This window comes from Sphaerisporangium aureirubrum (assembly GCF_042658925.1).
Lineage (GTDB): Bacteria > Actinomycetota > Actinomycetes > Streptosporangiales > Streptosporangiaceae > Sphaerisporangium > Sphaerisporangium aureirubrum.
In genome coordinates this window covers 73,594-97,621 of sequence record NZ_JBHSRF010000022.1, presented here as the reverse complement: position 1 = coordinate 97,621, position 24,028 = coordinate 73,594, and the positions used below count along the sequence as shown (strand labels likewise).

Below are 24,028 nucleotides of genomic sequence, written 5' to 3'. Positions count from 1 at the left end.
CTGGTTCAGCTGGTCAGTCGAGGTCGACCCAGAACTTGTCCCAGGCGATCATCCGGTTGTTGTAGTACCAGGCCTGGAGCACGTTTCCGTACCTGCGGTTCTCGTCGCCGGGAATCAGTCTGACGGAGAAATTGTGCCGGGGTTTGGCGTACGCCGCGCCTTCCCAGGTGGACGCGAACGGGAACTCGTCGCACCCCTTTCCCTCCTTCTCCGCCTTGGGGATACTGGCGAACTCCTTCGTGCACGCCACTTGCGCCGACGCCTGGTTCGCCTTGCGGTCGAGCTCGTACGGCGTGCGGGTGATCGGTCTCTGCGGACTGCCGCCGGGGATGTTCTTCGGCCCCACGACGTCGGGGACCGTCCGTCCTCCCGGCAGCGGATACGTGACGGCTCCGGGGGTGAGCGCCAGCTTCACGTGGTCGTACATGTTGGGGAACGAGACGCCCTTGGGGTTCACGTCGTTCCTCGCCCACCTCAACGCCATCACGTTGTTCGTGTTGACGCATCCGCCTCCCTGCTTGTTGTGCCACCTGACCGCCGGCGACGTGTCGCAGCGCACCGTGTCGGAGTTCACGGAGCGGAAAGTGAAGAGCAACTGGTTGCGGATCGAGCTGGCGTGGGTGATCGTGCAGGTGCCGAGCCGGTGGTAGCCGTTCTGCCGGGTGGACCCGAAGCGCTCGGTGATCTGCCACTGCTGCGAGTTGGCCGCCCATTGGGCCGGGGTGTAGTGACCGGTCGCGCCGGTCGCCGGAGCCGACCGCGGGCAGGCGCCGGAGTTCCCGGGGCTGTCGGGGTCGCCGATCAGGGTGGTCATCGCGATCTGGGCGTCCGCCAGGATCCCGGACACCGAATCAATGAACAGGTGTTTGGTCAGCTCGAACTCGCGGCTCTGCTGTTCCGGGCGGACGCGGTACATCATCCGTCCCTTGACCTCGGAGATCTTCACCGGGCCCAGGTACTTGCGCCACGTCCACTTGATCATGCGGCAGTACGCGAAGCGGTTCTTCACGTACCCCTCGCGGCTCTTGGTCCGCGGGTCGTTGAGGCACTCGGTGTAGCCGACGTCGTTAGGAGCCGTGGGCCCCGTCGGCAGGACCGCGCGGAAGGCGTTCGCGTCGGGTGTCTCGGCGGCGGCGACCCGCGCCGGCCCGGTGGCGGGCGCCTTGCCGCCGTCGGCCGTGGCTCGTGCCCGTGCGGCGGAGCGCGCCTTGGCGGGGTCCGCCATGGCTCGCCGGGCGGTGAGCATGGACCAGGTGGTGAACATCCACGTGTGCGGCGTCATGACGTTGTTCGCCGTGTCGCGCGCGCCGCTGACCGTCACGTCGTAGATGCCGTCCAGCGGCTCGGACGGGGTGAAGGTCAGGACGGTGCGGGCGGCGTTCATCGTGGTGGTGCCGGCGACCTCCTCCTCCAGGATCCAGTCGTACAGCGACACCTGCGCGCCGGTGACGGCCTCGCTGAACCGCGCCGTCACCGCCACGTTGGACGGCACGTTCTCGGCCCCGTCCGCCGGGGTGACCTCGACGACGGCGGGCCGCGTCGTGTCGGGGCCGCCCGTGGAGGTCGGCGTGGGGGTCGGGGTCGGGCCTGATCCGCCGTCGCCGTAGGTGACGGTCAGCACGGGGCCCGGCTCGCCCGGCAGGTCCGAGCGGGAGGAGGCGTACCCGCGGTCGTACGCCGAGGCGGTGGACCCCTCGTCGACTCCGCGCAGCATCAGGCCCTGGTTGGCCGCGCCGCCCGCCCACGCCTTCACGATGTCGGTGACCGCCCAGCTCCAGCCGGCGCCGGAGGGGGCCTGGCCGCCGGAGCATCCGTCCGGATCACGGGCGGTGACCTCGCCGGTGGTGGTGCTCGCCGGCTTGTTGCCCCACGTCAGGCCGTTCACCGTCCAGGTGCCGGTGATCTGCTGGGCCTTGATGCCGGACGCGGCGGTGCCGCAGCCGTAGGACTCGTTGTTGTACAGGCTCAGCTCGGCGGCCGTGACCGTCTTGCCCGCCAGCGCGGAGGTGTCGAACTTCAAGTAGCTCCGCTCGAAAATCCGGTTGCTGCCGCTGCCGTAGACGCCCGCCCAGAGGGTGTCGCCGCTCGTGTCCTTGGTGCCCGCGCTGTCGATCCAGAGATTCGACTGCAGCGGCAGGGTGATCGTCTGCGAACCGCCGCCGCCCGGGTCCGGCGGCGGGCCGGTCTCCGGGCCGAGCAGTTTCAGCTGGTCGGCGTACACGGTGACCGGGGCCGCCGGGTCGACGGGGACGGTCAGCCTGATCTGCGCGGTGACCGCGTTCTGCGGCGGCGCGATCTCCTCCTCGGCGTCCACGGGCTGCCAGGAGCCGCCGGTCAGCTCGTGGTCCTCCACACTCGACCCGGCGAGGGTCCCCGCCGCGTCGAACCAGTCGACGCCGTACCGCACGGTGACGGGGCCGGACGCGTGTACCCGGCCGGTGACCGCGTACATGTTGTTCCACCGGACGGGGATGCCCGCCTCGGAGCGCAGCACCGTTTCGGTCGCCCCGGCCGCCGGGACCACCTTCGCGGACGCGGTGCCGTCATCGGCCTGTTCCACCGACCGTTCCAGGGTGCCGCCCGTGACGGTCCACGGTGCCGTACCGTCCTCGAAGGACGGGTTGGCGTTGAGCACCTGGTCCAGCGCGGGGTACGTGGGCTCGGGGTTCGGTGTGGGATCCGGGCCCGGGTCCGGCGGGCGGGGCGGGTCGGCCGCGCCCTCCTCCAGCTCGGCGTCCGTCAGGCCGGGCGGGATGTAGGCGTCGATGAGCGGGACCTCCGCCGAGACGCCCGCGGCGGCGGCCTCCTGCTGGGCCTGCTCCCAGGGGACGGCACGGGCGGGCGGGGTCTGGTCCTGGTAGACGTTGCCCGCGTCGGCGTACGCCTTGTCCTCGGCGTAGGAGTCGGGGAGGTCCTGGTCGGCGGGTACCTCGCGGCCGACGGTCAGGGTCTCGGCGGGGGTGTAGCTGATGATCAGCACGGGGCCGCGGGGGTTGCCGGCCGGGACGTCGTAGCCGCCGTACTCCGAGGAGCGGTACCAGCGCCAGTTGGTGGCGACCGACTCGCTGACGGCGGAGAGCTGGACGCCGTAGTCGCCGGCGCCGTCCATCCATGCCTGCACCATGGGCTCGATGGAGTACCAGAGTTCGCCTTCGCCCTCGGGGCAGCTCAGGCCGTAGGCGCCGCGGGTGGCGAACTGGCCGCTGGTGGTGACGGGCGGCTGGGAGTTCACCGTCATGTTGGCGATGTTCCAGTCGCTGGTGACCCGGCGGGCGACGACCCCGGCGGTGGCGGTGTCGGAGCAGGTGTTGGTGTCGTGGTTCCACAGGCGCAGGTCGGCGTTGTCGACCGTGCCACCCTCCAGCACCGTGCCCCGGATGTTGAAGCGGATGTACCCGCGCCAGGTGACCGATCCGCTGTTGGACTTGCCGGCGATGATCCGGTCCAGCCCTCTGTTGCTGGAGCTGTTGGGATAGCTGGTGCTGACGAAGGTGTCCCCGTCGATGCCGGTCCCGGTCCAGGTGTCCAGCGGCGCCAGCAGCGTCACCGGGTACGTCACGGCCGGGTCGGCGAGGAACGCGGCGTCCGGTTTGAGGGTGATCCTGCCGCCGTCCACCGCCACGGCGGCGTCGCCGATCCGCCCGGCGTCCGGCCGGGCCATGGCCGCCGCGTCCAGCAGCTGCGCGCCGGTGACCGGCGCCACCGTCTTGCCGTCCCCGCCGAGCAGGGCGGCCTTGCCCTTGGCGTCCTTGCCGTACTTCATGCCTTTCGGCAGGTCCACCGACATCGGCACGCTGAGCTTCCCGGCCGGCCGCTGCCTGATCACGATCTTCTGGGTGAACCCCGTGGGCGTCGCGGTCACCACCAGGTCGACCCCGGCGCCGTACGCGGACGCGTACACGGCGGAATTCCCGTTCAATTGCGGAACGGGAAGTCTTCCCGCCGGGAATATACTCGCCGCACCTTTCTCGCCGCCGATTTTGACGAGGGCTCCGTCCCCGCCCGCGGACAAAGCCAGCTCTCCCTGAACCGCCTTGGGCCGGACGATTCCGCCTTCCAGCACCAGCGTGGTGTCCACGGGTGTCCAGGAGCCATTCCTCCGCACCCGGATCGGGCTGGAATGCACCTCGCTGTACAGGGTCGTGCCATCGGGATTCGCGTAGGTCGTCGACGTCTCGGTCCGGTACGCGGGGATCTCCACCCGCCTGTTCAGCCGCTTCGCCTCCTGCTTGGCCGGCCCCGCGGGATCCAGGGGATCGACCCCCTGAACAGGCGTGGGACTCGGCGGCGGCCCCGCGGCCGCCGCTTCCCAGCCGACCCCGGTCAGCAGTGACGCCCCCACGGCGCCCGCGACCACCCCGGCCCAGACCCTCCTGGACCAACCCCCGGCGCCCGGAGGGACCAAGTTCTCGCTGCTGCTCACATAGCACCTCGAATCACATGAAATCCACCGGATTCGAGGCAAAGGTAGCCCGCGCACACAGAAACAGAAATGTGAAAATAATCACTAAAACAAAACCGGATCAGCGGGTAACGAAGAACGCTTGTTCACGATCCCCGCCGAAAACCCGCTCGCAACGCTGAAAATATGCCGATCGGCAAATACATCCGGCGGAAATAAATGTGCCGGATAACTATCCACACGTCAATAGGCCCCCCTTGCCGGATGCCAAGGGGGGCCTGGGTGGCGCGAGGGGACCGGCGTGTCAGCGAGTGATCGCGGTGACGGTGACGGCCTTGCTCGGGGCCGGCTCAGGCATCCGCCCCCGCCGGGGTGCGGCGCAGGCGGACGAGGGCGGCGTCGACGTCCACGCCGCCCGCCTGGTTGTAGGGGAGCTTGGACAGCAGCAGGCCCATGCCGCAGGTGTCGGTGAGGGCCGCGAACGTCAGGCCGGCACCGATGAAGGCGGCCAGGAACACGGCGACCGGCACCCAGAGGCTCGCCACGACCGAGGCCAGCACGATGCTTCCCGCGACGAGCCGCACCTGCCGTTCCAGCGTCCACCGCGGCCGGCCGCGGTCGACCGGTGCGCCGGAGGCGATCCAGGCGTTCATGCCGCCGTCCAGGACGGCGACGTCCGCCAGCCCGGCGTCACTGAGCGCCGACCGGGCCCGCTCGGCGCGGTTGCCGGTCTGGCAGATGAGCAGCATGCGGCCGCGGGCGTCGTTGACGATGCGCCCCAGGTGGGCGTTCACCTGGTCGAGGGGGAGGTTGACGGCGCCGTCGATGTGCGCGGTGTGGAACTCGGCCGGGGTGCGGACGTCCACGACGAGGACGCCGGGGTCGGCGGCGATCTGTGCGCGGGCCGAGGCGGGGTCGATGAGGGACAGGGAATTCGTGCTCCCGTTCAGCTCCATGACACCACGATACCCCCTATATCCTATAGGTAATAGGGGATATGTGGCCCGTCCATCGCGCAGCGGCCGGTCGCGGGTGGGCGGGTATCGTGGATGGCGAGGAAGCGATCGAACGCCTGAACGCCTTCGACCCGCGGGTGCCGCGCCAGGGGCGGGCACCACAGAGGCGGGTGCTGCGCACGGCCGACCGCTTCCTCGCCTTGTGCGTCGGCCGTGCGAATCCTCGTCTCGTACGCCGGTCGTGCGAATCCTCGTCTGGCACGCCTGCGGCGCGGGGCCTCGGCGGGCTAAGGGGTGTCGCCGGGGAGGGGGAGGCGTTCCGGCTGAACGTAGAGGGTCTTGGCGTAGCCGGGGCCGTAGTAGCGCTGGAGGTCTTCCAGGGATTCCGTGGTCTGCGGGAGGCTCTTGAGGATCTGGGCGTGGGGCGGGAGGGCGTCGGGGTCCCAGGTCTCGGGGACCCAGAGGTTGGAGCGCATGAAGGCCTTGGCGCAGTGGAAGAAGATCTGCTCGATCTCGACGACGAGGGCCAGGGCGGGGCGGTGGTTCTTGACGACCATCTGGTCGAAGAAGGGGGCGTCGCGGACCAGGCGGGCGCGGCCGTTGATCCTCAGGGTCTCCGTGCGGCCGGGGATCAGATAGATCAGGCCGACGTGGGGGTTCTCCAGGATGTTGAAGAAACCGTCGACACGGCGGTTGCCCGGGCGGTCGGGGACGGCGATGGTGTGGTCGTCCAGGACGAGCGTGAAGCCGGGCGGGTCACCCTTGGGCGAGACGTCGCAGGTGCCGTCGGCGCCGGCGGTGGCGATGAGGCAGAACGGCGAGAGGGACAGCCATTCCTTGTCGTTGTCGTGGAGGGCGGTCCGCTCCTTGGTCACGGCGCGGGGCACGGGGGCGCCGATCAGGTCGCGCAACTCGTCCTTGGAAGTGATCTCCTCGGTCTGGGGGATGACCGTCACGGCACGTCTCCATCCGGGTGGGGGCGGGGAACCACCTCCACCCTAACCGGGGCGCCGCCGGCGCAAATAGCCGCCCTCGCCAGGGGTTTCGCTGATCATTTCCACCGGAAGTAGACGAACAGGCGGCCGTGGTTCTTGGCGTCCTTGTCGATGCGGTGGTACAGGGCTTTGATCTCTTTCTGGTCCAGGAAGCGCAGCACCTTCTTCTTGAGCTGACCGGAGCCCTTGCCGGGGATGATCTCGACCTCAGTGGCCTTGATCCGGACCGCCTCCTGGATGATGTCGCGCAGGGCACGGTCGATCTGATCGCCCCGGTTGTAGATGTCGTGCAGATCGAGCTTCAGCTTCACCCGGCAGATTCTAGCCACCCCGGTTTGGAACGTTCTTCTAACTGCACCGATCACACCGATTAACCGGAACGTGTCCATATTTGGTCACATATTGCCGCAGTTCAGTCCTTGTCACGATCTAGGCGGCGACTGGCATCGCATCTAGACTCCCTCACGTGCTGGGTCGCTCATGGAGAGGGCGGCCACGCACGTGTCGCCCGACGGGGAGGGCGGGGTCATCTTCCCGTGCCCGTCGACGGGTGGCGACTCCTCCATGCCCTGGTGGCGGCGAGTCCCAGCGGCTCTCCAGGAGGTGTCGTGCCAAGCAAGCCCTTGCCCACTTTCTTATCCAGAACACGCCGTATGACGGCGGTGGGCGTGAGTCTCGTAGTCGTCGGTGTGATGAGCCCGGCCGCACCCGCGTCCGCGGAACCGACCCCGAGTCCCGCGACCGCCTCGACCAGCAAGTGGAAGGCGACCCCGCTCAGCGTGGCCGATGTCGTCCAGGGGGCCAAGTCCCCGAGCGGCAAGCTGGCCAAGAGCGACACGGCGCTGTTCAAGGCCACATCGACCAACCCCGTGAACGTCGTCGTCAAGCTCGACTACGACTCCCTCGCCGGGTACAAGGGCGGCCTGAAGGGACTGGAGGCCACCAGCCCGCAGGCGACCGGTAAGAGCCTTGACATAAAGAGCTCGGCCGCCAAGGAGTACACCAAGTACATCGAGGGTGTCGAGAACAAGTTCCTCGGCCAGCTGGGCGCGCGCGTCCCGGGCGCGCGGGCCGGCCAGAAGCTGCGCACCGTCTTCGGCGGCATCGCGGTACGGCTCCCCGCCAACAAGGCGGCCGAGCTGCTGAAGATGCCCGGCGTGGCGGCCGTGCAGGAAGACAAGATCCAGAAGCTCCTCACCGATTCCAGCGGGGACTTCATCGGCGCGCCCACCATCTACAACCAGCTGGGCGGCAAGGCCAAGTCCGGCAAGGGCGTCATCTACGGCAGCCTGGACTCCGGCGCCTGGCCCGAGCACCCGTCGTTCGCCGACCCGGGCACCCTGCCCGCCGTCCCGCCCACCAAGGACGGCACTCCCCGCGTCTGCGACTTCGGCGACAACCCGCTGACCCCGGCCACCGATGTCTTCGTCTGCAACCGCAAACTGATCGGCGGCGCGCCGTTCCTGGACACCTACAACGCCGTGTTCGGCGGCGAGGTGTACCCCGACAGCGCCCGTGACTCCAACGGCCACGGCACCCACACCTCGACCACCTCGGCGGGCGGGCCGGTCGCCAACGCCAACCCGCTCGGCATCAACCGCGGCCCCATCGCCGGCATCGCCCCCGCGGCTGCCGTGTCGGTGTACAAGGTCTGCGGCGCCGAGGGCTGCTTCCCGTCCGACTCCGCGGCTGCCGTCGCGCGGGCCATCCTGGACGGCGTCCGGGTGATCAACTTCTCGATCTCCGGCGGTAGCGACCCCTACAGCGACCCGGTCGAGCTGGCGTTCCTCGACGCCTACGCGGCCGGCGTGTTCGTCTCGGCCTCCGCCGGCAACTCCGGCCCCGGCGCGGCGACCACCGACCACCACAGCCCGTGGGTCACCACCGTCGCCGCCTCCACCCAGAGCCGGACCTTCCGCTCGACGGTGACGCTCACCGGCACCGGCGGCGCCACCGCCACCGTGTCCGGCGCCACCATCACCGCGGGCGTCCCCACCGCGACGCCGATCGTCTCGTCCTCGGCGGCGCCGTACTCCGACCCGCTGTGCCTCAGCACACCGCCGGCCGGCCTGTTCACCGGCAAGATCGTCGCCTGTCAGCGCGGCCCGAACCGCGTGCTGAAGGGCTTCGCGGTCAAGCAGGGCGGCGCGGTCGGGATGATCCTGTACAACTCCACCCCGCTCGACATCATGACCGACAACCACTGGCTGCCGACGGTGCACATCGACCAGCCGGACAGCACCACCCTGGTCAACTTCCTGGCGGCCAACCCCGGCGCGACCGCGAAGTTCGCCCAGGGCGCCAAGACGACGTGGCAGGGCGACGTCATCACGTCGTTCTCGTCGCGCGGCCCGGCCGGCGACTTCCTGAAGCCGGACGTCACCGCGCCCGGCCTGCACATCCTGGCCGGTGGCACCCCGACGCCGGAGTCCCCGCTCGAGGGCCCGCCCGGGAACCTGTTCCAGGCGATCGCCGGAACCTCGATGTCCTCGCCGCACGTGGCCGGAGCGGGTGCCCTGCTGTTCGCGCTGCACCCGGACTGGACGCCCGGCCAGGTCAAGTCGGCGCTGGAGACCACCGCCAAGACCGCCGGCGTGAAGAAGGAGGACCGGGTCACCCCGGCCGACCCGTTCGACTACGGCGGCGGCCGCATCGACCTGACCAAGGCGGGCGACCCCGGCCTGACGCTGGACGAGACCGCCGCGAACTACGCCGCCTCGGCGGCCGACCCGCTGAACCGGATCGACCTGAACGTGCCGTCGGTGAACGCGCCGACCATGCCGGGCATCATCACCGCCAAGCGCACGGTCAAGAACGTCACCAACAAGACGCTCACCTACACCGCCACCGGCAAGGCGCCGAGCGGGGCCAGCATCGTGGTGGTGCCGCCGCTGTTCACCGTCAAGCCCGGCAAGAGCGTCAACCTGACCGTGGCGATCACCGCTCCCGAGGTCCCCGACGGGCAGTACTTCGGGCAGGTGGACCTCAAGCAGGTCGGCGGCAGCCGTGACCTGCACCTGCCGGTCGCGTTCTTCCGCCAGGAGGGCGCGGTGCCGGTCGACCAGACCTGCGCCCCGAGCACCATCCCGAAGAACACCGGTGAGTCCACCTGCACCGTCACGGTGCAGAACACCACGCTGAACGACACCTCGGTCACCGCCCTGTCCACCCTGGACAGCAAGCTGCGCCTCAACAGCGTGACCGGTGCCACCAAGGTCGGCTCGCAGATCGCGACCGTCACCAAGGACCTGCCCGGCCGCCAGCCGGACCGGCCGGAGATCGCCCCGGGCACCAGCCCCGCCGGCTACCTCCCGCTGGACCTGTTCGGCATCACCCCGGTGCCCATCGGGGACGAGCAGGCGCTCAACTTCAACGTCCCCGGCTACGTGTACGCGGGCACGACGTACAACCGCATCGGCGTCACCTCCAACGGCTACTCGGTCGCCGGTGGGACGACGAGCGCGGCGGACGTCGACTTCATCCCGCAGACCCTGCCGGACCCGACACCGCCGAACAACACGCTCGCGCCGTACTGGACCGACCTGGACGGCACCGGGACGCCCGGCGTCTTCGCCGCCACGCTGACCGACGGCGTGGACACCTGGCTCGTGCTGGAATGGCGGGTCAACCTGTGGGGCACCAACAACCTCAAGGTGTTCCAGCAGTGGATCGGTGTCAACGGCGCCGAGGACATCACCTACACCTACGACCCGGGCAACCTCCCCGGCGACCCCGGCGCGGCCTACGGCCTGACCGTCGGCGCCGAGAACGCCGAGGGCTCGGCCGGTGACCAGATCTCCGGCCCGCCGGTCGAGGACTACCGCGTGACCAGCACCCCCGGCGCCCCCGGCGGCACGCTCACCTACACCATGAAGGTGAAGGGCGTTACCACCGGAGTCGGCTCGATCACCACCGCCACCTCCACTCCACAGGTGAAGGGCATCACCCTGGAAGTGGACAAGATAACCGTCCAGTAGCACGCCCAGGCGGGGCCGGTCACCGACCGGCCCCGCTTTTTGCCCTCTTGCTCATTCTCACTTAGTAAGTGAAACTGAGTACGAGCGGAGGGGGGAGCCATGGGCCGTCGCCAAGCAGAGCTGGGACGCTTCACCGACGTCGCGTTGCTCGTGCTGATCAGCCTGGCCGAGGACGCCAAGCACGGATACCGGATGATCCAGGACATCGAGGCGTTCTCCGGAACCGTCCTGGAGCCCGGCACGCTGTACGGAGCGCTGATGCGCCTGGAGGACCGCGACTGGATCGAGGCCCTGCCCATCGTCGACCGGCGGCGGCCGTACCGGCTGACCCCGGCGGGACGGGAGGCCCTCAGCGAGCAGCTCGCAACGCTGCGCCGGGTGGGCGAGACCGGCGTGAAGAGGATCGGGCCCGCGGCCCTGGGGCCGGCGTGATGGCCATGCGACGGCTCGCGGCCGTGGTGCTCCGGCTGTACCCCCGTACCTGGCGGGCACGCTACGGGGACGAGATGCGGGACCTGATCGCGTCGCGGCCCGTGCGGATCCACACCCTGGCGGACCTCGTCCTCGCGGCGGCCGACGCCTGGGCGCACCGGCGCATGATCACGGCCCCTGGCCGCCGGGGACCCGCGCCCGCGCCGTCCGCGCAGAAAGGGTCCATCATGATCTTCGTGCTGGGCACGTTCGCCCTGACGCTCCTCTGGAACCCCGGCATCCGGCACGTTCCCAGCCTGGACGGCGGGTGGGCGGCGGCCTCCGCCGCGGGACCGCTCGCCGACGTGCTGGCCTCCGTGGCGGCGGCGGCGTTCGACGCCGCCGCCTACCTCGCCGTCCTCGCGTTCCTCCCGCCCGCCGCGCAGGCCGTCGTGAACGCCGCGCGCAGGCCGCACCCGGCGACGGCCGCCGTGCTGCTGGCCGCGCCCTTCCTCGCCCTCGGCGCCCTCGGCCCGGTCTACCTGCAGATCAGCATGTCGCGCTTCGACGTGGGCTTCCCGGTGGGACCGCTCGGCAACGCCATCACAGGAGGCTTCTTCGCCCCGATGGTGATCGAGGTCGGCCTGTTGCTGTACCTGCTGACGCGGGAGGCGCCCGGACTGTCGTGGGGCCCGCGCCTGATGGCCTACATCCACGTGGCCTGCGCCGCTCTGATCGTGGGTGGCTGGGTGCCGTCCGCGGTGCTGGTCGGCATGGGCGCTCCGGGCGAGTCCGCCCGGTTCTTCACGACCGTCGCGGCGAGCGCCCTGTGCAGCGTCGCCATCGCTCTCGCGGGCGCCGCCGTCTCGCTGCGGTTCACCACCGCACGCCCGGCGGCGGCCCCGAGCCCGGCGACGGGACTGAGCGGCGGGGCCGGGCGGCAGGGCTGAGCGGCGGCGGGTGAACGCGGGAAGGGTCCCGCGGACGTCTCCGCGGGACCCTTTTCCGTTTGTCGTGTCAGCTGCCGAAGCCGACGAGCCACGACTGGTTGGTGCCGCCGTTGGGGTACCAGCCGATGACCGGGGAGCCCGCGCCGCCGTTGCCGCTGACGTCCATGTAGACCGCGCTGTCGGCGTTCCAGATGGCGTGGGCGGTGATGGAGTTGGGGGTCAGGTCGGTGTTCCAGAGCTGGTTGCCGGTGCCCTTGCAGCGCCACTGCACCAGCTGGGTGCCGGGGCCGTTGGTCTGGAGGCACTTGCCGCTGCGCTGGTTGACGATCTGGTACGCGGCGCCGACCGGCTGGAACGTCCACACCTGGTTGTTGCCCGACCGCGACCAGACGATGACGCCGGCGCCGTCGCCGGTCTGGGCGTGGTCGACGTCCAGGTAGAGGAACGGGTTGGACAGCGGCACCACCCGGATGGTGAAGGTGCTGGCCGCCTGGGCCGGGCCGGAGGTGGCGGCGAGCAGGGCCGCGACGGTCAGGGCGCCGATCGCCATGGCCTTTCCGATAACGCGCATTTCAGTTGCCCCCTTTGGGGTATTCCCCCGTGGTAGATGTGCTTGGCGTGTGAAATGAACGTTATTGAGTAAGGCAGGGCCGGCACTTCGGGCAGCCACCCTAATTAAGCCTTTTGTCATACCTCAGATCTGTACAGTGCGGTCCTTAGGGTGCCAGGGTGACGGCATGCGCGCGACGGTCGTCAGCCCGGTCTTCGTCGGGCGGCAGGAGGAGTTGGCGGTCCTGTCGGCGGCGGCGGCCGCGGCCCGGGCGGGGACCCCCGGCTTCGTGCTGGTGGGCGGTGAGGCGGGGGTGGGCAAGACCCGCCTGGCCGAGGAGGCCGCGTCGGCCGCCGAGGAGGCCGGGATGCGGGTGCTCACCGGTCACTGCGTGGAACTCGGCCCCGAAGGCCTGCCGCTCGCGCCGCTGGTGGACGCCCTGCGCGCCCTGACCCGGTCGGCGTCGCCCGAGGAGCTGAACCGCTGGCTCGGACCCGCCCGCGACCCGCTCTCCCCGCTGCTCTCCGTCGTCGAGCCGGTCGCCGGGCAGGGGACGGGACAGGCCGCGCAGCTGCCCGAACTGGTGCTCGGCATGATCGAGCGGCTCGGCGCGGCCCGGCCGCTGATGCTGGTGCTGGAGGACCTCCACTGGGCGGACCACTCCACCCTCGGCCTGCTGGCGTACCTGACCCGGGCGCTGCGCGACGTGCCCGTCCTGCTCGTCGCCACGTACCGCTCGGACGAGATCGACCGCAGGCACCCCCTGCGGCCGCTGCTGAGCGGGTGGGTGCGAATGCGGCAGGCGCGCCACCTGGAACTGCCGCGCTTCGGCCGCGTCGAGGTGGAGGTGCAGGTGGCGGCCATCCTCGGCCGTCCCCCCGGCACCGACACGGTCGACCTGGTCCTGGACCGCTCCGAGGGGAACGCGTTCCTCATCGAAGAGATGGTGGGGATCGTCCGCGACGGGGGCGACGCGGCGGGCCTGTCCCCCTCGCTGCGGGACCTGCTGCTGGTCCGCGTCGAGGCCCGCTCGGATACGGCGCGGCGGCTGCTGCGCGCGGTGTCGGTGGCCGGGCGGCGGGTGCCGGAACGGCTGCTCGCGGCGGTCGCGGGGATGGAACCGTCCGCGTTGTTCGAGGCACTGCGGGAACTGGTCGAGAACCACCTGCTGCTGGTCGACGAGGGCGGCCAGGGCTACGAGTTCCGGCACGCCCTGGCCAGGGACGCGGTGTACCACGACATGCTGCCGGGGGAACGGGCCGGATGGCACGTCGCGTACGCGCGGGCGTTGTCCGCCGACACGGGTCTCGCCGCCGAGCCGTCCGGCGTGCCCGCGGCGCTGGCGCACCACTGGCTCGCGGCGCTGGACCTGCCGGCCGCGCTGCCCGCGCTGCTCGCCGCCGCGGAGGCGTCGGCGGGGTACGCGCCGGCGGAGCAGCTCACGCATCTGGAGCGGGCGCTGGAGGTGTGGCCCCGGGTGCCGGACGCGGCGGAGCTGACCGGCACCGACGTCATCGAGGTGCTGGCGACGGCGGCCGAGGCCGCCCTGCGGGCCGGGTCGGTGGACCGGTCGCTGGCCCTGCTGAAGCAGGCGCTCGCCGACCTCGGCGAGGACGGCTCGGCGTCCCGGCGGGCGCTGCTCATGGAACGCCGCGCCCGCGCCCTGCGCGACCTCGGGCAGCCCGAGGAGGACATCGCGCTGCTGCGTTCCGCCCTCGCGCTGCTGCCGTCCGAGCCCTCCGAGTACGCCCACGCCGTGCTGCTGACGTCGCTGGCCCGGGCCCACCTCGCCGAAGGCATGTCCGAGCACGTGGCGGAGATCGCCGCGCGCGCCGTGGCCGTCGCCGCCGCGGTGGGCGCGCACGTCGAGCACGCCGAGTCCCTCGTCACGCTGGGCAGCGCGCAGGCGGCCCTCGGGGACACCGAGCCCGGCATGCGGATGATCGACGAAGGGCGGCGGCTCGCCGAGCGGATCGGGGCCGTGGAGACCACGATGCGGGCGTGGAACAACCACAGCGACCTGCTGGAGATGCTGGGCCTGCACCAGGAGGCGATGGACAGCGCCACGCAGGGGCTGAAGCTGGCCCGGCGGACCGGTCACACCCGCCACTCGGGCACCTACCTCGCGGGGAACCTGGTGGAACCGATGATGCGGCTCGGGCGGTGGGGGGAGGCCGAGCAGGCCATCGCGCAGGCGCTGCGCGGCGAGCCGGAAGGGTTGTTCGCCGCGACCCTGCTGGACCAGTCCGCGCAGCTCGCCGTGCTGTCCGGGCGGCGGGAGGAGGCCACCCGGATCGCCGGGCGCGCCGTGAGGCTCGCGAGCGGCTCCCGTGACCCGCAGTTCCACCAGCCCCTGGCCTTCACCCTGGCCGAGGCCCACCGCCTGGCGGGTGACCTGGACGAGGCCCTCGACACGGTCATGGACGCGCTCGCGGCGGACAACTCCCTGTGGCTCGGCCGCTACTCGTGGCCCCTGGTCTGGCTGGGTACCCGTATCGCCGCCGACCGCGCCCTCCTCGCCCACGCCCGCCGCGCCCCCGTCCCCTCCCCCGCCGACCCCCTGGCGTCCATCGCCGCCACCGTCCCCACGGTCACCACCCCCGCCCGCGGCTACGCCCTCCTCACCAAGGCCGAACGCACCCGCATCGTCCCCGGCCCCGCGTCCGGCGGCACCCCCACCTCTCCCGGCCCCGGCGGCGTGGACGGTCCTGACGGCACCCCCTCCTCTCCCGGCTACGTGGACGCTCCCGGCTCCCCCCTCGGCGGGCTCTGCCCGGAGTGGCAGGCCGCGGTGGCCGCATGGCGGGGGGCCGGGGAGCCGTACCTGCTGGCGTACTGCCTGTTCCGGCTCGCGGAGGCACTGTGCGCGGTGGGTGAGCGGCGCGGCGCGGGCGACGCGGCCGAGGAGGCGGCCCGGCTGGCCGGGGACCTCGGCGCGGCACCTCTGTCGGCCGACATCGGGGCCTTGGTCCGCCGCGCCCGGCTCGCCTTCACGCCGGGCGCGGCGCCCGCGGAGCCGCCCGCCGGGCCGTCCGCGGCGGATCCCCTGGAGCGGTTCGCGCTCACCGACCGGGAGCGGGAGGTGATCGTGCTGCTGGCCGACGGCCGGTCCAACTCCCAGATCGCCACGTCGCTGTTCATCAGCCCGAAGACGGTGAGCGTCCACGTCTCCAACATCCTCGCCAAGCTGGGCGTCACCGGCCGGGTCGAGGCGGCCGCCATGGTGCACCGCCTCTCGGGTCCCCACCTGTGAGAAGGCCCCGTCCGCGCCGGTAAGGTACCGAGCCGTGGCCGAGGGGATGTCGTTGTCGTTCAGCCGCGCGGGCGAGGGGGACGCCGCGGCACTGGTCGCCCTGCGGGACCAGGCCGCGCGGTGGCAGGCCGCCCGGGGCATCGTCCAGTGGCGGCCCGGTGACATGGGGCTCGGCCACTTCCTCAAGCGCATGGAACTCGGCGAGGTGTGGCTGGCCCGCGCGGACAGGGGCGCACTGGCCGGCGCCTGGGAACTGTGGTGGGACGACCCCCTGACCTGGGGCGCCCAGCCGCCGTCCGCCGGTTACATCCACCGCCTCATGGTCGACCGCTCCGCCGCTCCCCCGGGTTCCGGCCGGGTCCTGCTCGCCGCCGCGGAACGGCGTATCGCCGAGTCCGGCCGCACGCTGGCCCGCCTCGACTGCGCCGCGAGCAACGCCCGCCTGCGCCGCTACTACACCGACGCGGGCTACACCGAGGCCGGCGAGCAGCCCTTGCCCCGCGGCTCCCGCTACCCGGTCACCCTCTTCGAGAAGCGGCTGCGCGAGGGCTAGCCGGAGGACGGCGGCGGCGAGGAGACGGTGGGCTCGTCCGTCGCGCCCGTGGAGGGGGTGGACGTCCCCGCGGTGGTCGGGCTCGGCGCGGGAGTATCGGTGGTCGCAGGTGTCGGGGTGGGTGTATCGGTCGGCGTGTCCGTCGGGGTGAGCGTGCCGGTGGGTGTGGGCGACTCCGGCGGGGACGGCGAGGTCACCTGCCCGCAGCCCGCCCCTGTCGCGGGGTCCGGGGTGACGTCCCCGGTGGGCGTCACGTCCGGGCCCGGCGTAGCACCCGGGTCCGGGGTCGTGTCCGGTCCCGCCGTCGTACCCGGGTCCGTCGCCGCGCCCGGGTCCGTCGCCGTCGCCTCGGGAGTGGCGTCCGCCGTGGGCGGGCCGCTGGGAGAGGGCGCGGGGGTGGGGTCGGTGGGGGGCAGGCAGGCGGGTGGGAGGATCAGGAGCTCGGCCGGGTGCTGGAGCGGGGGGCGCGAGGGTGCCGGGACGGCGACGCATTTCTGCGGGACCTCGACGCCCGCCCTGGTGATGGCGATCGACCGGAGCCTGCTGTCCAGCGTTCCCGTCTGCAGCGAGCCGCCGAACAGGCTGTAGGCCAGCGCGTACTCCTGCTCCTGCGACGTCAGCGCGTACACCGCGCGCACCTTCGTCCCCGCCGTCTCCATCCGCCGCCACAGCGACTCGGCGGCCGAGGTCAGGAAGATCCCCGCGCCGTGCGCCACCGCCGGGAACGGGTTGACCAGCAGGTCCGGCCACGCCCGCTCCAGCAGCGCCGCGTTCCGGCGCACCCGCAGATCGAGGATGCGCGTCGTCTGGACCAGCTCGTCCCCCGCCCGCGTCTCGGTCACCACGCTGAGCTGCCGCGGAACCGTGTCCGCGTCGAACCGCAGCACGTAGGACACCGCCAGCGTGCCCTCCCACCCGCCCTTCAGCCCGAGCAGCGAGGGCCCGTTGCCACCGGACCCGGCGGCGATCGTCCCGCGCCACGCCCTGGCCACCGACATCCCGCTCCCCGGGTACACCGTCAGCTCGGCCGCCGTGCTCACCTCTCCCCCGACCCGCAGCCCGGCCAGCACCCCCACGCCGATCTCACCGGTCCCCGCGACGGTCGCCCCCAGCTCCACGGTCATCCGGTTCCACCCCGCCGGCGGCCACGTCCGGTCCAGCACCGCCCGCATGGCCCCCTCGTCAGGGCTCTCATAGATGAACCCCACCCGCGCTCCCCCCACCACCGACGCCTCCACCCCCCTGGTGAACTCGGTGGACCACCGCCCCGCCACCTGCGGCAACTTGACCCCCACCTGCGCCCCCGCGTACGCCCCACCCCCGAGCCCGTACGCCAGCGCCGCCGCGTACCGCGGCTTCCCACCCGCCGGATCCTTCAACATCGCGAACCCACTGGCCGCCGACAGCGCGACCGTCACCACCGCGGCCTTGAAACCGATCGTGTCACTGTCGACCTTGTTGCTCACCTGGCACTGAAACGCCATCACCTCAGGCTCCGCCGGCTGACACTCAGCAGGCGTCGCGAACAGAACAAGAGCCATCAGAAGTCGACCGGCGACACGTGGATTCACCCGTCCATGCTCCGGCCCACGACCGTGCCCCACATGAGTACCCGCATACTCAACACGCCACGGTCGGCACCTGGCGTCCCGGCCGACGACACCGGCGACACCGGGAATGGGGGGCGGCGCGGGGATGCGGTGGGGCGGCGGTGCAGGGATCCGGGATGCGGGGATGCGACAGTGCGCGTCGGCGTCGGCGTCAGTGCCTCGCCGGGATGATGGGTGCATTCATGATCGCCGAGCTGACGGACAACCGGCCGACGACCATTCATGTGGACTCTTCCGCCACCGGCCATGTCACAAGCGACCGCGACACCGTACTGTCCCTACAAAAGCGGTACGAAACGATACGGCTGTGGGCCCACCCCGAGCGCATATCTCTCAAGATGATCGAGGAAGCGAGGCAGGAATGGACGTGAGCGCCGCCCTTTGGCAAAAGTCATCATTCTCCGGCGGCAACGGCGGTCAGTGCGTTGAGGTCGCCACCAACCTCCCCCGCGTGATCGCCGTGCGCGACAGCAAGCATCAGAACGGCCTGGCGCTCCTCGTCGACCCCACCGAGTGGCAGGCCTTCGTGAGCAGCGTCAGGAGGGGTGAACTCGATTAACGATCCCGCGCGACGTCCGATTCGTCGCATTCGTTAACTACGAACCTTTCGGTCGTTTTTGTCGCTAATGACGTCTCCTGGAAAATGCCCTCATGGTCACGATATGTGCGGGAAGATAACCCGACTACTAGATCGAACCCGAGTGCGCAGACCTGGAGATTGAATGACGGCCCAGCAGATCCTCGGCATCGTCGCCTGCGTTCTGGTATTGGTCGCGGCAGGCATCTTCTTCGCCCTGTGGCGGAAACACCACCGGGCGGGAAATGGTACGAAGTTCTGGCAGTCAATGGAGCGACTTCAATTCGTGGTCGGAGTGATAACCGGGGGTACCGCCTTGGTTCTGTCCGTCGTCGCCCTCTTTCTGGCGACGGAGGCCGGTACAGCCCCTCCCCGGACGCCGGAGGCGGGGTCGTCCTCTCCGCCGGTGAGCGGTGCGCCGGGGGACCCGCGGGTGGTGCTGTCCGGACGTGGCTTCGCGCTCGGGCCGCCCTCGTCTTTTCCCAAGCCCGAGACGGACAAGATCGACCTGGACAGCGGGTACCGGGGATACGGCCCGATCGTCGAACAGTGGGGCGTGGACTCCCAGCCCGACGCGGGCGGCCGGACGGAGATCATCATTGAGGACACCCAGGTCCACACGTTCGACTCCGACGAGCGGACCGTGGCGCTCCTCTCCCGGGGTGAGCCGGGAGACTACGCCTCCTGCAAGATTGCCCTGGCCCGGGAGGACGGCCGTGTCGCCCGCGTCTCCCTCGGCGATCTCGGGGTGGGGTCGCGGATGTGCGTCAGCACCGACGAGAAGAGAGTCGCGCTGGTCACCGTCGACGCCGTTTCCAGCGGGCCGGTCCTGACGATCAGCTACACGACCTGGGCCGGTTAGGGCTTGCGGGCGAGGCCGCCGACGATCGTGTAGTAGGTGGAGCCCTGGTGGACGAGGTCCTCGGGGTCGGGGCGCCATTCCGACAGCGGGACGAGGCCCGGGTCGACCATCTCGAAGTCGCCGAAGTAGGCCTGGATCTCGTCCTGGGTGCGCCAGCGGCCGGTGCCCAGTTTCTCGTTGCAGATCCGCTCGGATTCGAGGACCTGCTTGGAGACCTCGGGGTGCGCCTCGCCGGGGTTGAAGAAGTGGGAGACCGCCAGGTAGCTGCCCGAGGGGAGGATGTCGCGGAAGCGGGCGGCGATGCCCTCGGGGTCCTCGTTGTCGCCGAGGTGGTGCAGGATCGCGAAGAGCAGGAGGCCGACGGGCTCGTCGAAGTCGATGAACGCCTGGACCTTCGGGTCGTTCAGGATCGACTCCGGCTCGCGGATGTCGGCCTGGATGACCGTGGTGGTGTTGTTGGTGGCAAGCAGGGCCCTGCCGTGCGCGAGCACGATCGGGTCGTTGTCGACGTAGACGACGCGGGTAAGCGGGTCGACGGCCTGGGCCACCTCGTGCACGTTGCCCTGGGTGGGCAGGCCCGATCCGATGTCCAGGAACTGGCGGATGCCCGCCTCGGCGGTGAGGTGGCGGACCACCCGGCGCAGGAAGCCGCGGTTGGCGTGACCGGTTTCCGCGGCATTGGGATCGATCTTGAAGACCATCTCGGCGATTTCCCGGTCGACGGCGAAGTTGTCCTTGCCGCCCAGGAAGTAGTCGTAGACGCGCGCGATGCTCGGCTTCGAGGTGTCGACCTCGGGGGGGATGCGGTCTTCAGACTTCGTCCAGCTCCAGTCTTGCCCTGCTCCAGACACCGGCTGTCCCTGTAAATAGTCTTCCAGCGAACGGAATCCACACCATAGTAGATCTTATCCCCCGGGTGACCCGAAGAGGATTTTTGCAGCACCGGGTCATGACTACGGGTCAGGACAAATGTGTTGGTTCATATCGAACCATGTCATATCGCACGCACGGCTATGCCGGGATAGTCCAGCACCAGGCCGGATTCGTCGTAGGTCAGGCGGCAGGCGAAGCCGAACGCCGGGGAGAAATAGTCGTAGCGCCGGCCGGGGTCGGCGGTGCGGACGTACTGCTGCTCCAGCCGCTCCACGGTGAGGTCCAGGGCTCGCACGTAGGCGGCGGGGGCCTGGACCTCGGCGCCCACGGGGAGGGTCAGGCGGTGGACGGGGAAGGTGTTGGTCATGGCGGAGGACTCGAGGTCCACGTCCAGGCAGCCGTCCAGGTGGGGGGCGTGCTCGCCGTTCACCCGCCAGCGACCCTCGCCGTCGGACTCCAGGATGGTGTGCCGGGTGCCGGTGGAGGTGCGGCAGGTGACGTGGGCGGTGCGGGTGGCCCAGGCGGGGGTCAGGTCGATGCGGTACTCGACGATCCAGGTGTGGCCGTCCTCGACCGCGGTGGTGCAGCCCTCGACGCGGTGGCCGCCGGGCAGCGGGTGGAAGTAGGCCACCTCGAAACCCGTGCGTGCGTCCAGGTGCCGCCAGGCGGCGGTGAGCGGGGGCGGGGCGAAAAGCGTGGTGCCGGTCATCTCCTGATGCTGCATGGAACTCGGGGGAAGTGCGGGCCGTCGTTGCCGGGCATGGAAACCGTTCCGTACGGTGCCCTCATACGATCATCATCACTCCGTCCGGGTTCGCGGCGTCGGAGCGGTTTCCAAGGAGAGGACGAATCCATGATCGATCTGGGGCCGGCGGCGCGGGAGATCGTGCGGCTGCTGGACGGGGTGGGCGACGACCTGACCGGGCCCACGCCGTGTCCGGGCTACTCGGTCGCGGCGTTGCTCGACCACATCATGGGCCTGTCGCTGGCCTTCGCCTGGGGAGCGCGCAAGACGCCGCACGAGGAGCGGGAAGGCGACGTCTCCGCGCCGGGGAAGGCCACCGCCGAGCACCTCGACCCCCGGTGGCGGGAGGTGCTGCCTGGGCGGCTCACCGCCCTGGCGGAGGCGTGGCGGGAGCCGGGGGCCTGGGAGGGGATGACCGAGGTGGCCGGGGTGACGATGCCCGGGGAGATGATGGGGATCGTGGCGCTGGACGAGGTGGTGCTGCACGGCTGGGATCTGGCGCGGGCCACCGGTCAGTCGTTCACCTGCGACCCGGCGAGCACGGAGGCGGTGCTCGCGTTCACCGCCGCCACGGCCCAGCCGGACCAGGCCGCCGGCCGCGAAGGGCTCTTCGGGCCGGTGATCGAGATCCCCGGGGACGCCCCGGCGTTCGACCGCCTGCTCGGTTTCGCGGGACGCGACCCGGGCTGGCGGCCTGCTCAGGCGGCGTAGGTGCGCAGGTGACGCAGGGCGGTGGCGGCGTGGGGGCCTGACGTCTTCAGGCCCGACGCCTCCGAGGCGAGACGCTGGGCGGCCACCCGGCAGAAGGCCGCGGCAGGGCCGGTGATGCACGACTCGGCGTCGGGGGGGCCGAAGCTCCAGGTGGCCGTGCCGTCGGGGGAGGTGAGTTCGCAGCAGACCTCGTGGGCGGGCTCACCGGCCAGGGCGAGAGCGTAGGGCAGGGTGCGGTGCGCCAGCCAGGCGACGTGGCGCAGGCGGGAGGTGTCGGGGAGGTCGATGCCCAGCGGGACGGTGATGTCCAGGGCATGGGCCCAGTGCTCGGCGAGGCGGGTGGTGGCCAGCGCGGCGGGACGCATGGGGGCGGCCACCCACGGAAGGCGGCGGTGCGGGTCGGCGGCGCGCAGGGCGGCCATCGCGGCGGCGCGGGCCGTGCGCCAGCGCGCGAAGACGGCCGCGGGCTCGGCGCGCTCGTCCCGCACCAGGCGGTCCATCAGCTCGTCCACACCGACCCTGGACACCGGCCCCGCGCCGGACGCCGGGGCTGCACCCGTGCCGGACGTCCGGGCCGCGCCAGGCTCCTCGCCGGGGCCGCCGAACACCGGGAACCCGTCCGCGCCGGGACCGGCCACGCTGACCGTGACGCCCTCCTCCCCCTGGGCCAGATGCAGGACGACGTCGGTCACCGACCAGCCCTCGGCGGACGACGGGGACAGCCACTGGGCGGGGGTCAGGCCCGCCAGTACGGACTCGAACCGGTCCTGCTCCGCCACCAGATCATCAAAGATCACCATGACGCCGACTCTGCCACATCGTCAGTGGAGGCGACGGGGAAGATCGTCCTGGACGGCGGCGACGCCGGGGAGGTGGGACAACGCGGGACGGCCGGCGGGTGATTCGAGCACCACGACGACGCGGTCCGGCGGCAGCTCGCGGACGAAGACCGCGCCGGGGATCTCCGCCAGGCGGACGCGCAGGTCCGCGGCGGGGACGGAGAGCGTGAGGATGTAGGAGGTCCTCACCCGTGGAGGTAGCCCACCAGGTGGGCCTTCTCGGCCTCCAGCTCCTCGATGGCGCTCTTGACGACGTCACCGATGCTGACGATGCCCGCCAGGTGACCTTCGTCCACCACGGGAACGTGGCGGATGCGGTGGTCGGTCATTATGTGCCGGAGGTCCTCCACATTGGCGTCGGGACCGCAGGTGCGGACGGTGGCCGTCATGATGGCCGACACGGGCTTGGTCAGCACGGCGGGGCCGCTCTGGTACAGGTGGCGGACCACGTCGCGCTCGGAGACGATGCCCGCGATGGACTCGCCGTCCTCGGAGACGACCACCGCGCCGATGTTCTGCTCGGAGAGCAGGGCCAGCAGGTCGGTCACGGTCGACTGCGGCGGCACGGTCACCACCGCGCCCCCTTTGCGTCGCAGGATCGAGCTGATGAGCATTTGGCACCACCTCGTACACGGTTGTGCGGGACCGGAAAGGGTATCTCCTGACTTCCCCACCCGATGCCGTCGTTAAGCCTCTGAACCGGCAAAGCGCTGTGGTGAAACCTGACGCAGGGTATGCGCTCGGTCAGGGGGCCCCGCCGTCCGCCTCCGCGGCGCGGCGCCGGGCCGCCCGCCCGGGGGTGGGGTCGAGGAAGACGTGGCTCACCTCGGGCCACCTGCCGGTGATCGCGCGCTCCACCCGGTCGGCGGCCTCCTCCAGGCGGTCCCCGGTGTACTCGTGGCCGAAGTCGACCTTCGCGGCGACCAGGATGTCGCTCGGCCCGAGCATCATGGTGAGCAGCTCGACGGTCTCCACCACCTCGGGCCGGGAGTCCAGCTCGGCGCGGATGGCGTCCCGGAGCATCGGCGGGGCCGCCTGGCCGATGAGCAGCGAGGCGTTGGCCCTGATCAGGTACAGCGCGATGCCGAGCAGCAGCAGGCCGATCAGCACGGACGCGGCGCCGTCCCACAACGGCGACCCGGTGAGCTGGTACCCGAACAGCCCGCCCGCCGCGATCACGATGCCCGCCAGCGCGGCGGCGTCCTCGAACAGCACGGCCTTGACCGCCGTGTCCGAGGTGATCGCCACGTAGTCGCGCGGGCTGACCCGCCAACGGCGGGCCTCGCCGCGGATCTGCCGGAGCGCCCGCAGGAACGACACGGTCTCCAGGACCACCGCGACGGCCAGCACGACGTAGGACACCGTGAGGTCGGCCAGCTCCTCGCCGTACAGGATGGTCTGCACGCCGTGGGTGATCGAGAACCCCGCCCCCACCACCAGCGTCGCCCCGGCCGCCATGAGCGCCCAGAAGAACGCGGACTTGCCGTGGCCGAACGGGTGGGAGTCGTCGGCCGGACGCGCCCCGCGCCGTACCGCGAGCACCAGCAGCAGTTCGGTCGCGGTGTCGGCGAAGGAGTGGGCGGCCTCGGACAACATCGCCGCCGAGCCGCTGAGGAGACCGGCGGCCACCTTGGCCACCGCGATCACCAAGTTGACCGCGGCCGCGATGACGACGGTGAGCAGGCTCTCGGAGCCCTGCGAATCCTGCTCTTCCTGCCGGTTTTCGCTCATTTGCCGGTCCCTTCCCCGGCGTCCGGCGGCCTA

General features: G+C 71.1%; 21 protein-coding genes. 9 read left to right on the top strand and 12 right to left on the bottom strand.

The window, feature by feature from the left end:
- Positions 1-13 precede the first annotated feature (13 nt).
- The 4 genes from ACFP1K_RS17245 to ACFP1K_RS17230 form a co-directional block, all read right to left on the bottom strand.
- Entirely contained in the window at positions 14-4,423 is a 4,410-nt protein-coding gene (locus ACFP1K_RS17245; protein WP_380753958.1) for a DNRLRE domain-containing protein, read from the bottom strand.
- 329 nt (positions 4,424-4,752) lie between these two features.
- Positions 4,753-5,358 (bottom strand): rhodanese-like domain-containing protein, encoded by a 606-nt coding sequence (locus ACFP1K_RS17240; RefSeq protein WP_380753956.1) that lies wholly within the window; start codon positions 5,356-5,358, stop codon positions 4,753-4,755.
- Between the two features lie 287 nt (positions 5,359-5,645).
- Complete coding sequence (locus tag ACFP1K_RS17235; protein ID WP_380753953.1) at positions 5,646-6,314, bottom strand: pyridoxamine 5'-phosphate oxidase family protein; 669 nt, start codon at positions 6,312-6,314, stop codon at positions 5,646-5,648.
- 95 nt (positions 6,315-6,409) lie between these two features.
- A complete protein-coding gene (locus ACFP1K_RS17230) occupies positions 6,410-6,664 on the bottom strand; it encodes a Smr/MutS family protein (RefSeq protein WP_380753950.1) in 255 nt (84 codons plus the stop codon).
- 357 nt (positions 6,665-7,021) lie between these two features.
- Here ACFP1K_RS17230 and ACFP1K_RS17225 point away from each other — a divergent pair, with 357 nt between their 5' ends.
- From ACFP1K_RS17225 to ACFP1K_RS17215, 3 genes are all read left to right on the top strand, one after another.
- Entirely contained in the window at positions 7,022-10,330 is a 3,309-nt protein-coding gene (locus tag ACFP1K_RS17225) for a S8 family serine peptidase (RefSeq protein WP_380753947.1), read from the top strand.
- A gap of 99 nt (positions 10,331-10,429) precedes the next feature.
- Positions 10,430-10,762, top strand: a complete 333-nt coding sequence (locus tag ACFP1K_RS17220; protein WP_380753944.1) for a PadR family transcriptional regulator — start codon at positions 10,430-10,432, stop codon at positions 10,760-10,762.
- A 5-nt stretch (positions 10,763-10,767) separates the two neighbouring features.
- A complete protein-coding gene (locus ACFP1K_RS17215; protein ID WP_380753941.1) occupies positions 10,768-11,691 on the top strand; it encodes a hypothetical protein in 924 nt (307 codons plus the stop codon).
- Between the two features lie 67 nt (positions 11,692-11,758).
- Here ACFP1K_RS17215 and ACFP1K_RS17210 read toward each other — a convergent pair whose 3' ends face one another.
- Positions 11,759-12,262: an RICIN domain-containing protein gene (locus ACFP1K_RS17210; RefSeq protein WP_380753938.1), complete on the bottom strand. Its 504-nt coding sequence runs from the start codon at positions 12,260-12,262 to the stop codon at positions 11,759-11,761.
- Between the two features lie 166 nt (positions 12,263-12,428).
- On the opposite strand from ACFP1K_RS17210, the gene ACFP1K_RS17205 reads away from it, so the two are divergent.
- Positions 12,429-15,494, top strand: a complete 3,066-nt coding sequence (locus ACFP1K_RS17205) for a helix-turn-helix transcriptional regulator (protein WP_380753935.1) — start codon at positions 12,429-12,431, stop codon at positions 15,492-15,494.
- 34 nt (positions 15,495-15,528) lie between these two features.
- Positions 15,529-16,047: a GNAT family N-acetyltransferase gene (locus ACFP1K_RS17200; protein ID WP_380753932.1), complete on the top strand. Its 519-nt coding sequence runs from the start codon at positions 15,529-15,531 to the stop codon at positions 16,045-16,047.
- Here ACFP1K_RS17200 and ACFP1K_RS17195 read toward each other — a convergent pair.
- Positions 16,044-17,531 (bottom strand): hypothetical protein, encoded by a 1,488-nt coding sequence (locus ACFP1K_RS17195; protein WP_380753929.1) that lies wholly within the window; start codon positions 17,529-17,531, stop codon positions 16,044-16,046. The genes ACFP1K_RS17200 and ACFP1K_RS17195 overlap by 4 nt on opposite strands.
- 308 nt (positions 17,532-17,839) lie before the next feature.
- On the opposite strand from ACFP1K_RS17195, the gene ACFP1K_RS17190 reads away from it, so the two are divergent.
- From ACFP1K_RS17190 to ACFP1K_RS17180, 3 genes are all read left to right on the top strand, one after another.
- Positions 17,840-18,028 carry a hypothetical protein gene (locus ACFP1K_RS17190; RefSeq protein WP_380753926.1) on the top strand — a complete coding sequence of 63 codons (189 nt, stop codon included), beginning with the start codon at positions 17,840-17,842 and terminating at the stop codon, positions 18,026-18,028.
- The gene (locus tag ACFP1K_RS17185; protein ID WP_380753923.1) at positions 18,019-18,216 is read left to right on the top strand and encodes a DUF397 domain-containing protein; all 198 of its coding nucleotides are present in this window, start codon (positions 18,019-18,021) and stop codon (positions 18,214-18,216) included. Before ACFP1K_RS17190 ends, ACFP1K_RS17185 begins: the two co-directional genes overlap by 10 nt.
- Positions 18,217-18,379: 163 nt before the next feature.
- Positions 18,380-19,096, top strand: a complete 717-nt coding sequence (locus tag ACFP1K_RS17180) for a hypothetical protein (protein WP_380753920.1) — start codon at positions 18,380-18,382, stop codon at positions 19,094-19,096.
- On the opposite strand, the gene ACFP1K_RS17175 is transcribed toward ACFP1K_RS17180, so the two are convergent.
- Both ACFP1K_RS17175 and ACFP1K_RS17170 read right to left on the bottom strand, forming a co-directional pair.
- On the bottom strand, positions 19,093-19,947 hold the full coding sequence (locus ACFP1K_RS17175; RefSeq protein ID WP_380753917.1) for an SAM-dependent methyltransferase: 855 nt from the start codon (positions 19,945-19,947) through the stop codon (positions 19,093-19,095). The two genes, ACFP1K_RS17180 and ACFP1K_RS17175, sit on opposite strands and share 4 nt — an antisense overlap.
- 143 nt (positions 19,948-20,090) lie before the next feature.
- Positions 20,091-20,678: a putative glycolipid-binding domain-containing protein gene (locus tag ACFP1K_RS17170; protein ID WP_380753914.1), complete on the bottom strand. Its 588-nt coding sequence runs from the start codon at positions 20,676-20,678 to the stop codon at positions 20,091-20,093.
- A 144-nt stretch (positions 20,679-20,822) separates the two neighbouring features.
- On the opposite strand from ACFP1K_RS17170, the gene ACFP1K_RS17165 reads away from it, so the two are divergent.
- Entirely contained in the window at positions 20,823-21,425 is a 603-nt protein-coding gene (locus ACFP1K_RS17165) for a TIGR03086 family metal-binding protein (protein ID WP_380753911.1), read from the top strand.
- Here the strand turns inward: ACFP1K_RS17165 and ACFP1K_RS17160 are convergent.
- The 4 genes from ACFP1K_RS17160 to ACFP1K_RS17145 all read right to left on the bottom strand — a co-directional run bounded on the left by ACFP1K_RS17160 (position 21,413) and on the right by ACFP1K_RS17145 (position 23,995).
- Complete coding sequence (locus tag ACFP1K_RS17160; RefSeq protein WP_380753908.1) at positions 21,413-22,225, bottom strand: maleylpyruvate isomerase family mycothiol-dependent enzyme; 813 nt, start codon at positions 22,223-22,225, stop codon at positions 21,413-21,415. The genes ACFP1K_RS17165 and ACFP1K_RS17160 overlap by 13 nt on opposite strands.
- Before the next feature lie 21 nt (positions 22,226-22,246).
- On the bottom strand, positions 22,247-22,453 hold the full coding sequence (locus ACFP1K_RS17155; protein WP_380753905.1) for a hypothetical protein: 207 nt from the start codon (positions 22,451-22,453) through the stop codon (positions 22,247-22,249).
- Positions 22,450-22,878, bottom strand: coding sequence for a CBS domain-containing protein (locus tag ACFP1K_RS17150; RefSeq protein ID WP_380753902.1), 429 nt, complete (start codon positions 22,876-22,878; stop codon positions 22,450-22,452). The genes ACFP1K_RS17155 and ACFP1K_RS17150 overlap by 4 nt, the downstream gene beginning before the upstream one ends.
- Positions 22,879-23,008: 130 nt before the next feature.
- Positions 23,009-23,995: a cation diffusion facilitator family transporter gene (locus ACFP1K_RS17145; protein ID WP_380753899.1), complete on the bottom strand. Its 987-nt coding sequence runs from the start codon at positions 23,993-23,995 to the stop codon at positions 23,009-23,011.
- Between the last annotated feature and the right edge of the window lie 33 nt (positions 23,996-24,028).

Bases quoted from the DNA above. Each gene is read 5' to 3' on its own strand.
- ACFP1K_RS17180 (WP_380753920.1), top strand. From the start codon at position 18,380: ATGACGGCCCAGCAGATCCTCGGCATCGTCGCCTGCGTTCTGGTATTG.
- ACFP1K_RS17145 (WP_380753899.1), bottom strand. From the start codon at position 23,995: ATGAGCGAAAACCGGCAGGAAGAGCAGGATTCGCAGGGCTCCGAGAGC.
- ACFP1K_RS17190 (WP_380753926.1), top strand. From the start codon at position 17,840: ATGATCGCCGAGCTGACGGACAACCGGCCGACGACCATTCATGTGGAC.
- ACFP1K_RS17210 (WP_380753938.1), bottom strand. From the start codon at position 12,262: ATGCGCGTTATCGGAAAGGCCATGGCGATCGGCGCCCTGACCGTCGCG.
- ACFP1K_RS17220 (WP_380753944.1), top strand. From the start codon at position 10,430: ATGGGCCGTCGCCAAGCAGAGCTGGGACGCTTCACCGACGTCGCGTTG.
- ACFP1K_RS17160 (WP_380753908.1), bottom strand. From the start codon at position 22,225: ATGGTGATCTTTGATGATCTGGTGGCGGAGCAGGACCGGTTCGAGTCC.
- ACFP1K_RS17205 (WP_380753935.1), top strand. From the start codon at position 12,429: ATGCGCGCGACGGTCGTCAGCCCGGTCTTCGTCGGGCGGCAGGAGGAG.
- ACFP1K_RS17150 (WP_380753902.1), bottom strand. From the start codon at position 22,878: ATGCTCATCAGCTCGATCCTGCGACGCAAAGGGGGCGCGGTGGTGACC.
- ACFP1K_RS17165 (WP_380753911.1), top strand. From the start codon at position 20,823: ATGATCGATCTGGGGCCGGCGGCGCGGGAGATCGTGCGGCTGCTGGAC.
- ACFP1K_RS17215 (WP_380753941.1), top strand. From the start codon at position 10,768: ATGCGACGGCTCGCGGCCGTGGTGCTCCGGCTGTACCCCCGTACCTGG.
- ACFP1K_RS17240 (WP_380753956.1), bottom strand. From the start codon at position 5,358: ATGGAGCTGAACGGGAGCACGAATTCCCTGTCCCTCATCGACCCCGCC.
- ACFP1K_RS17185 (WP_380753923.1), top strand. From the start codon at position 18,019: ATGGACGTGAGCGCCGCCCTTTGGCAAAAGTCATCATTCTCCGGCGGC.
- ACFP1K_RS17170 (WP_380753914.1), bottom strand. From the start codon at position 20,678: ATGACCGGCACCACGCTTTTCGCCCCGCCCCCGCTCACCGCCGCCTGG.
- ACFP1K_RS17195 (WP_380753929.1), bottom strand. From the start codon at position 17,531: ATGGCGTTTCAGTGCCAGGTGAGCAACAAGGTCGACAGTGACACGATC.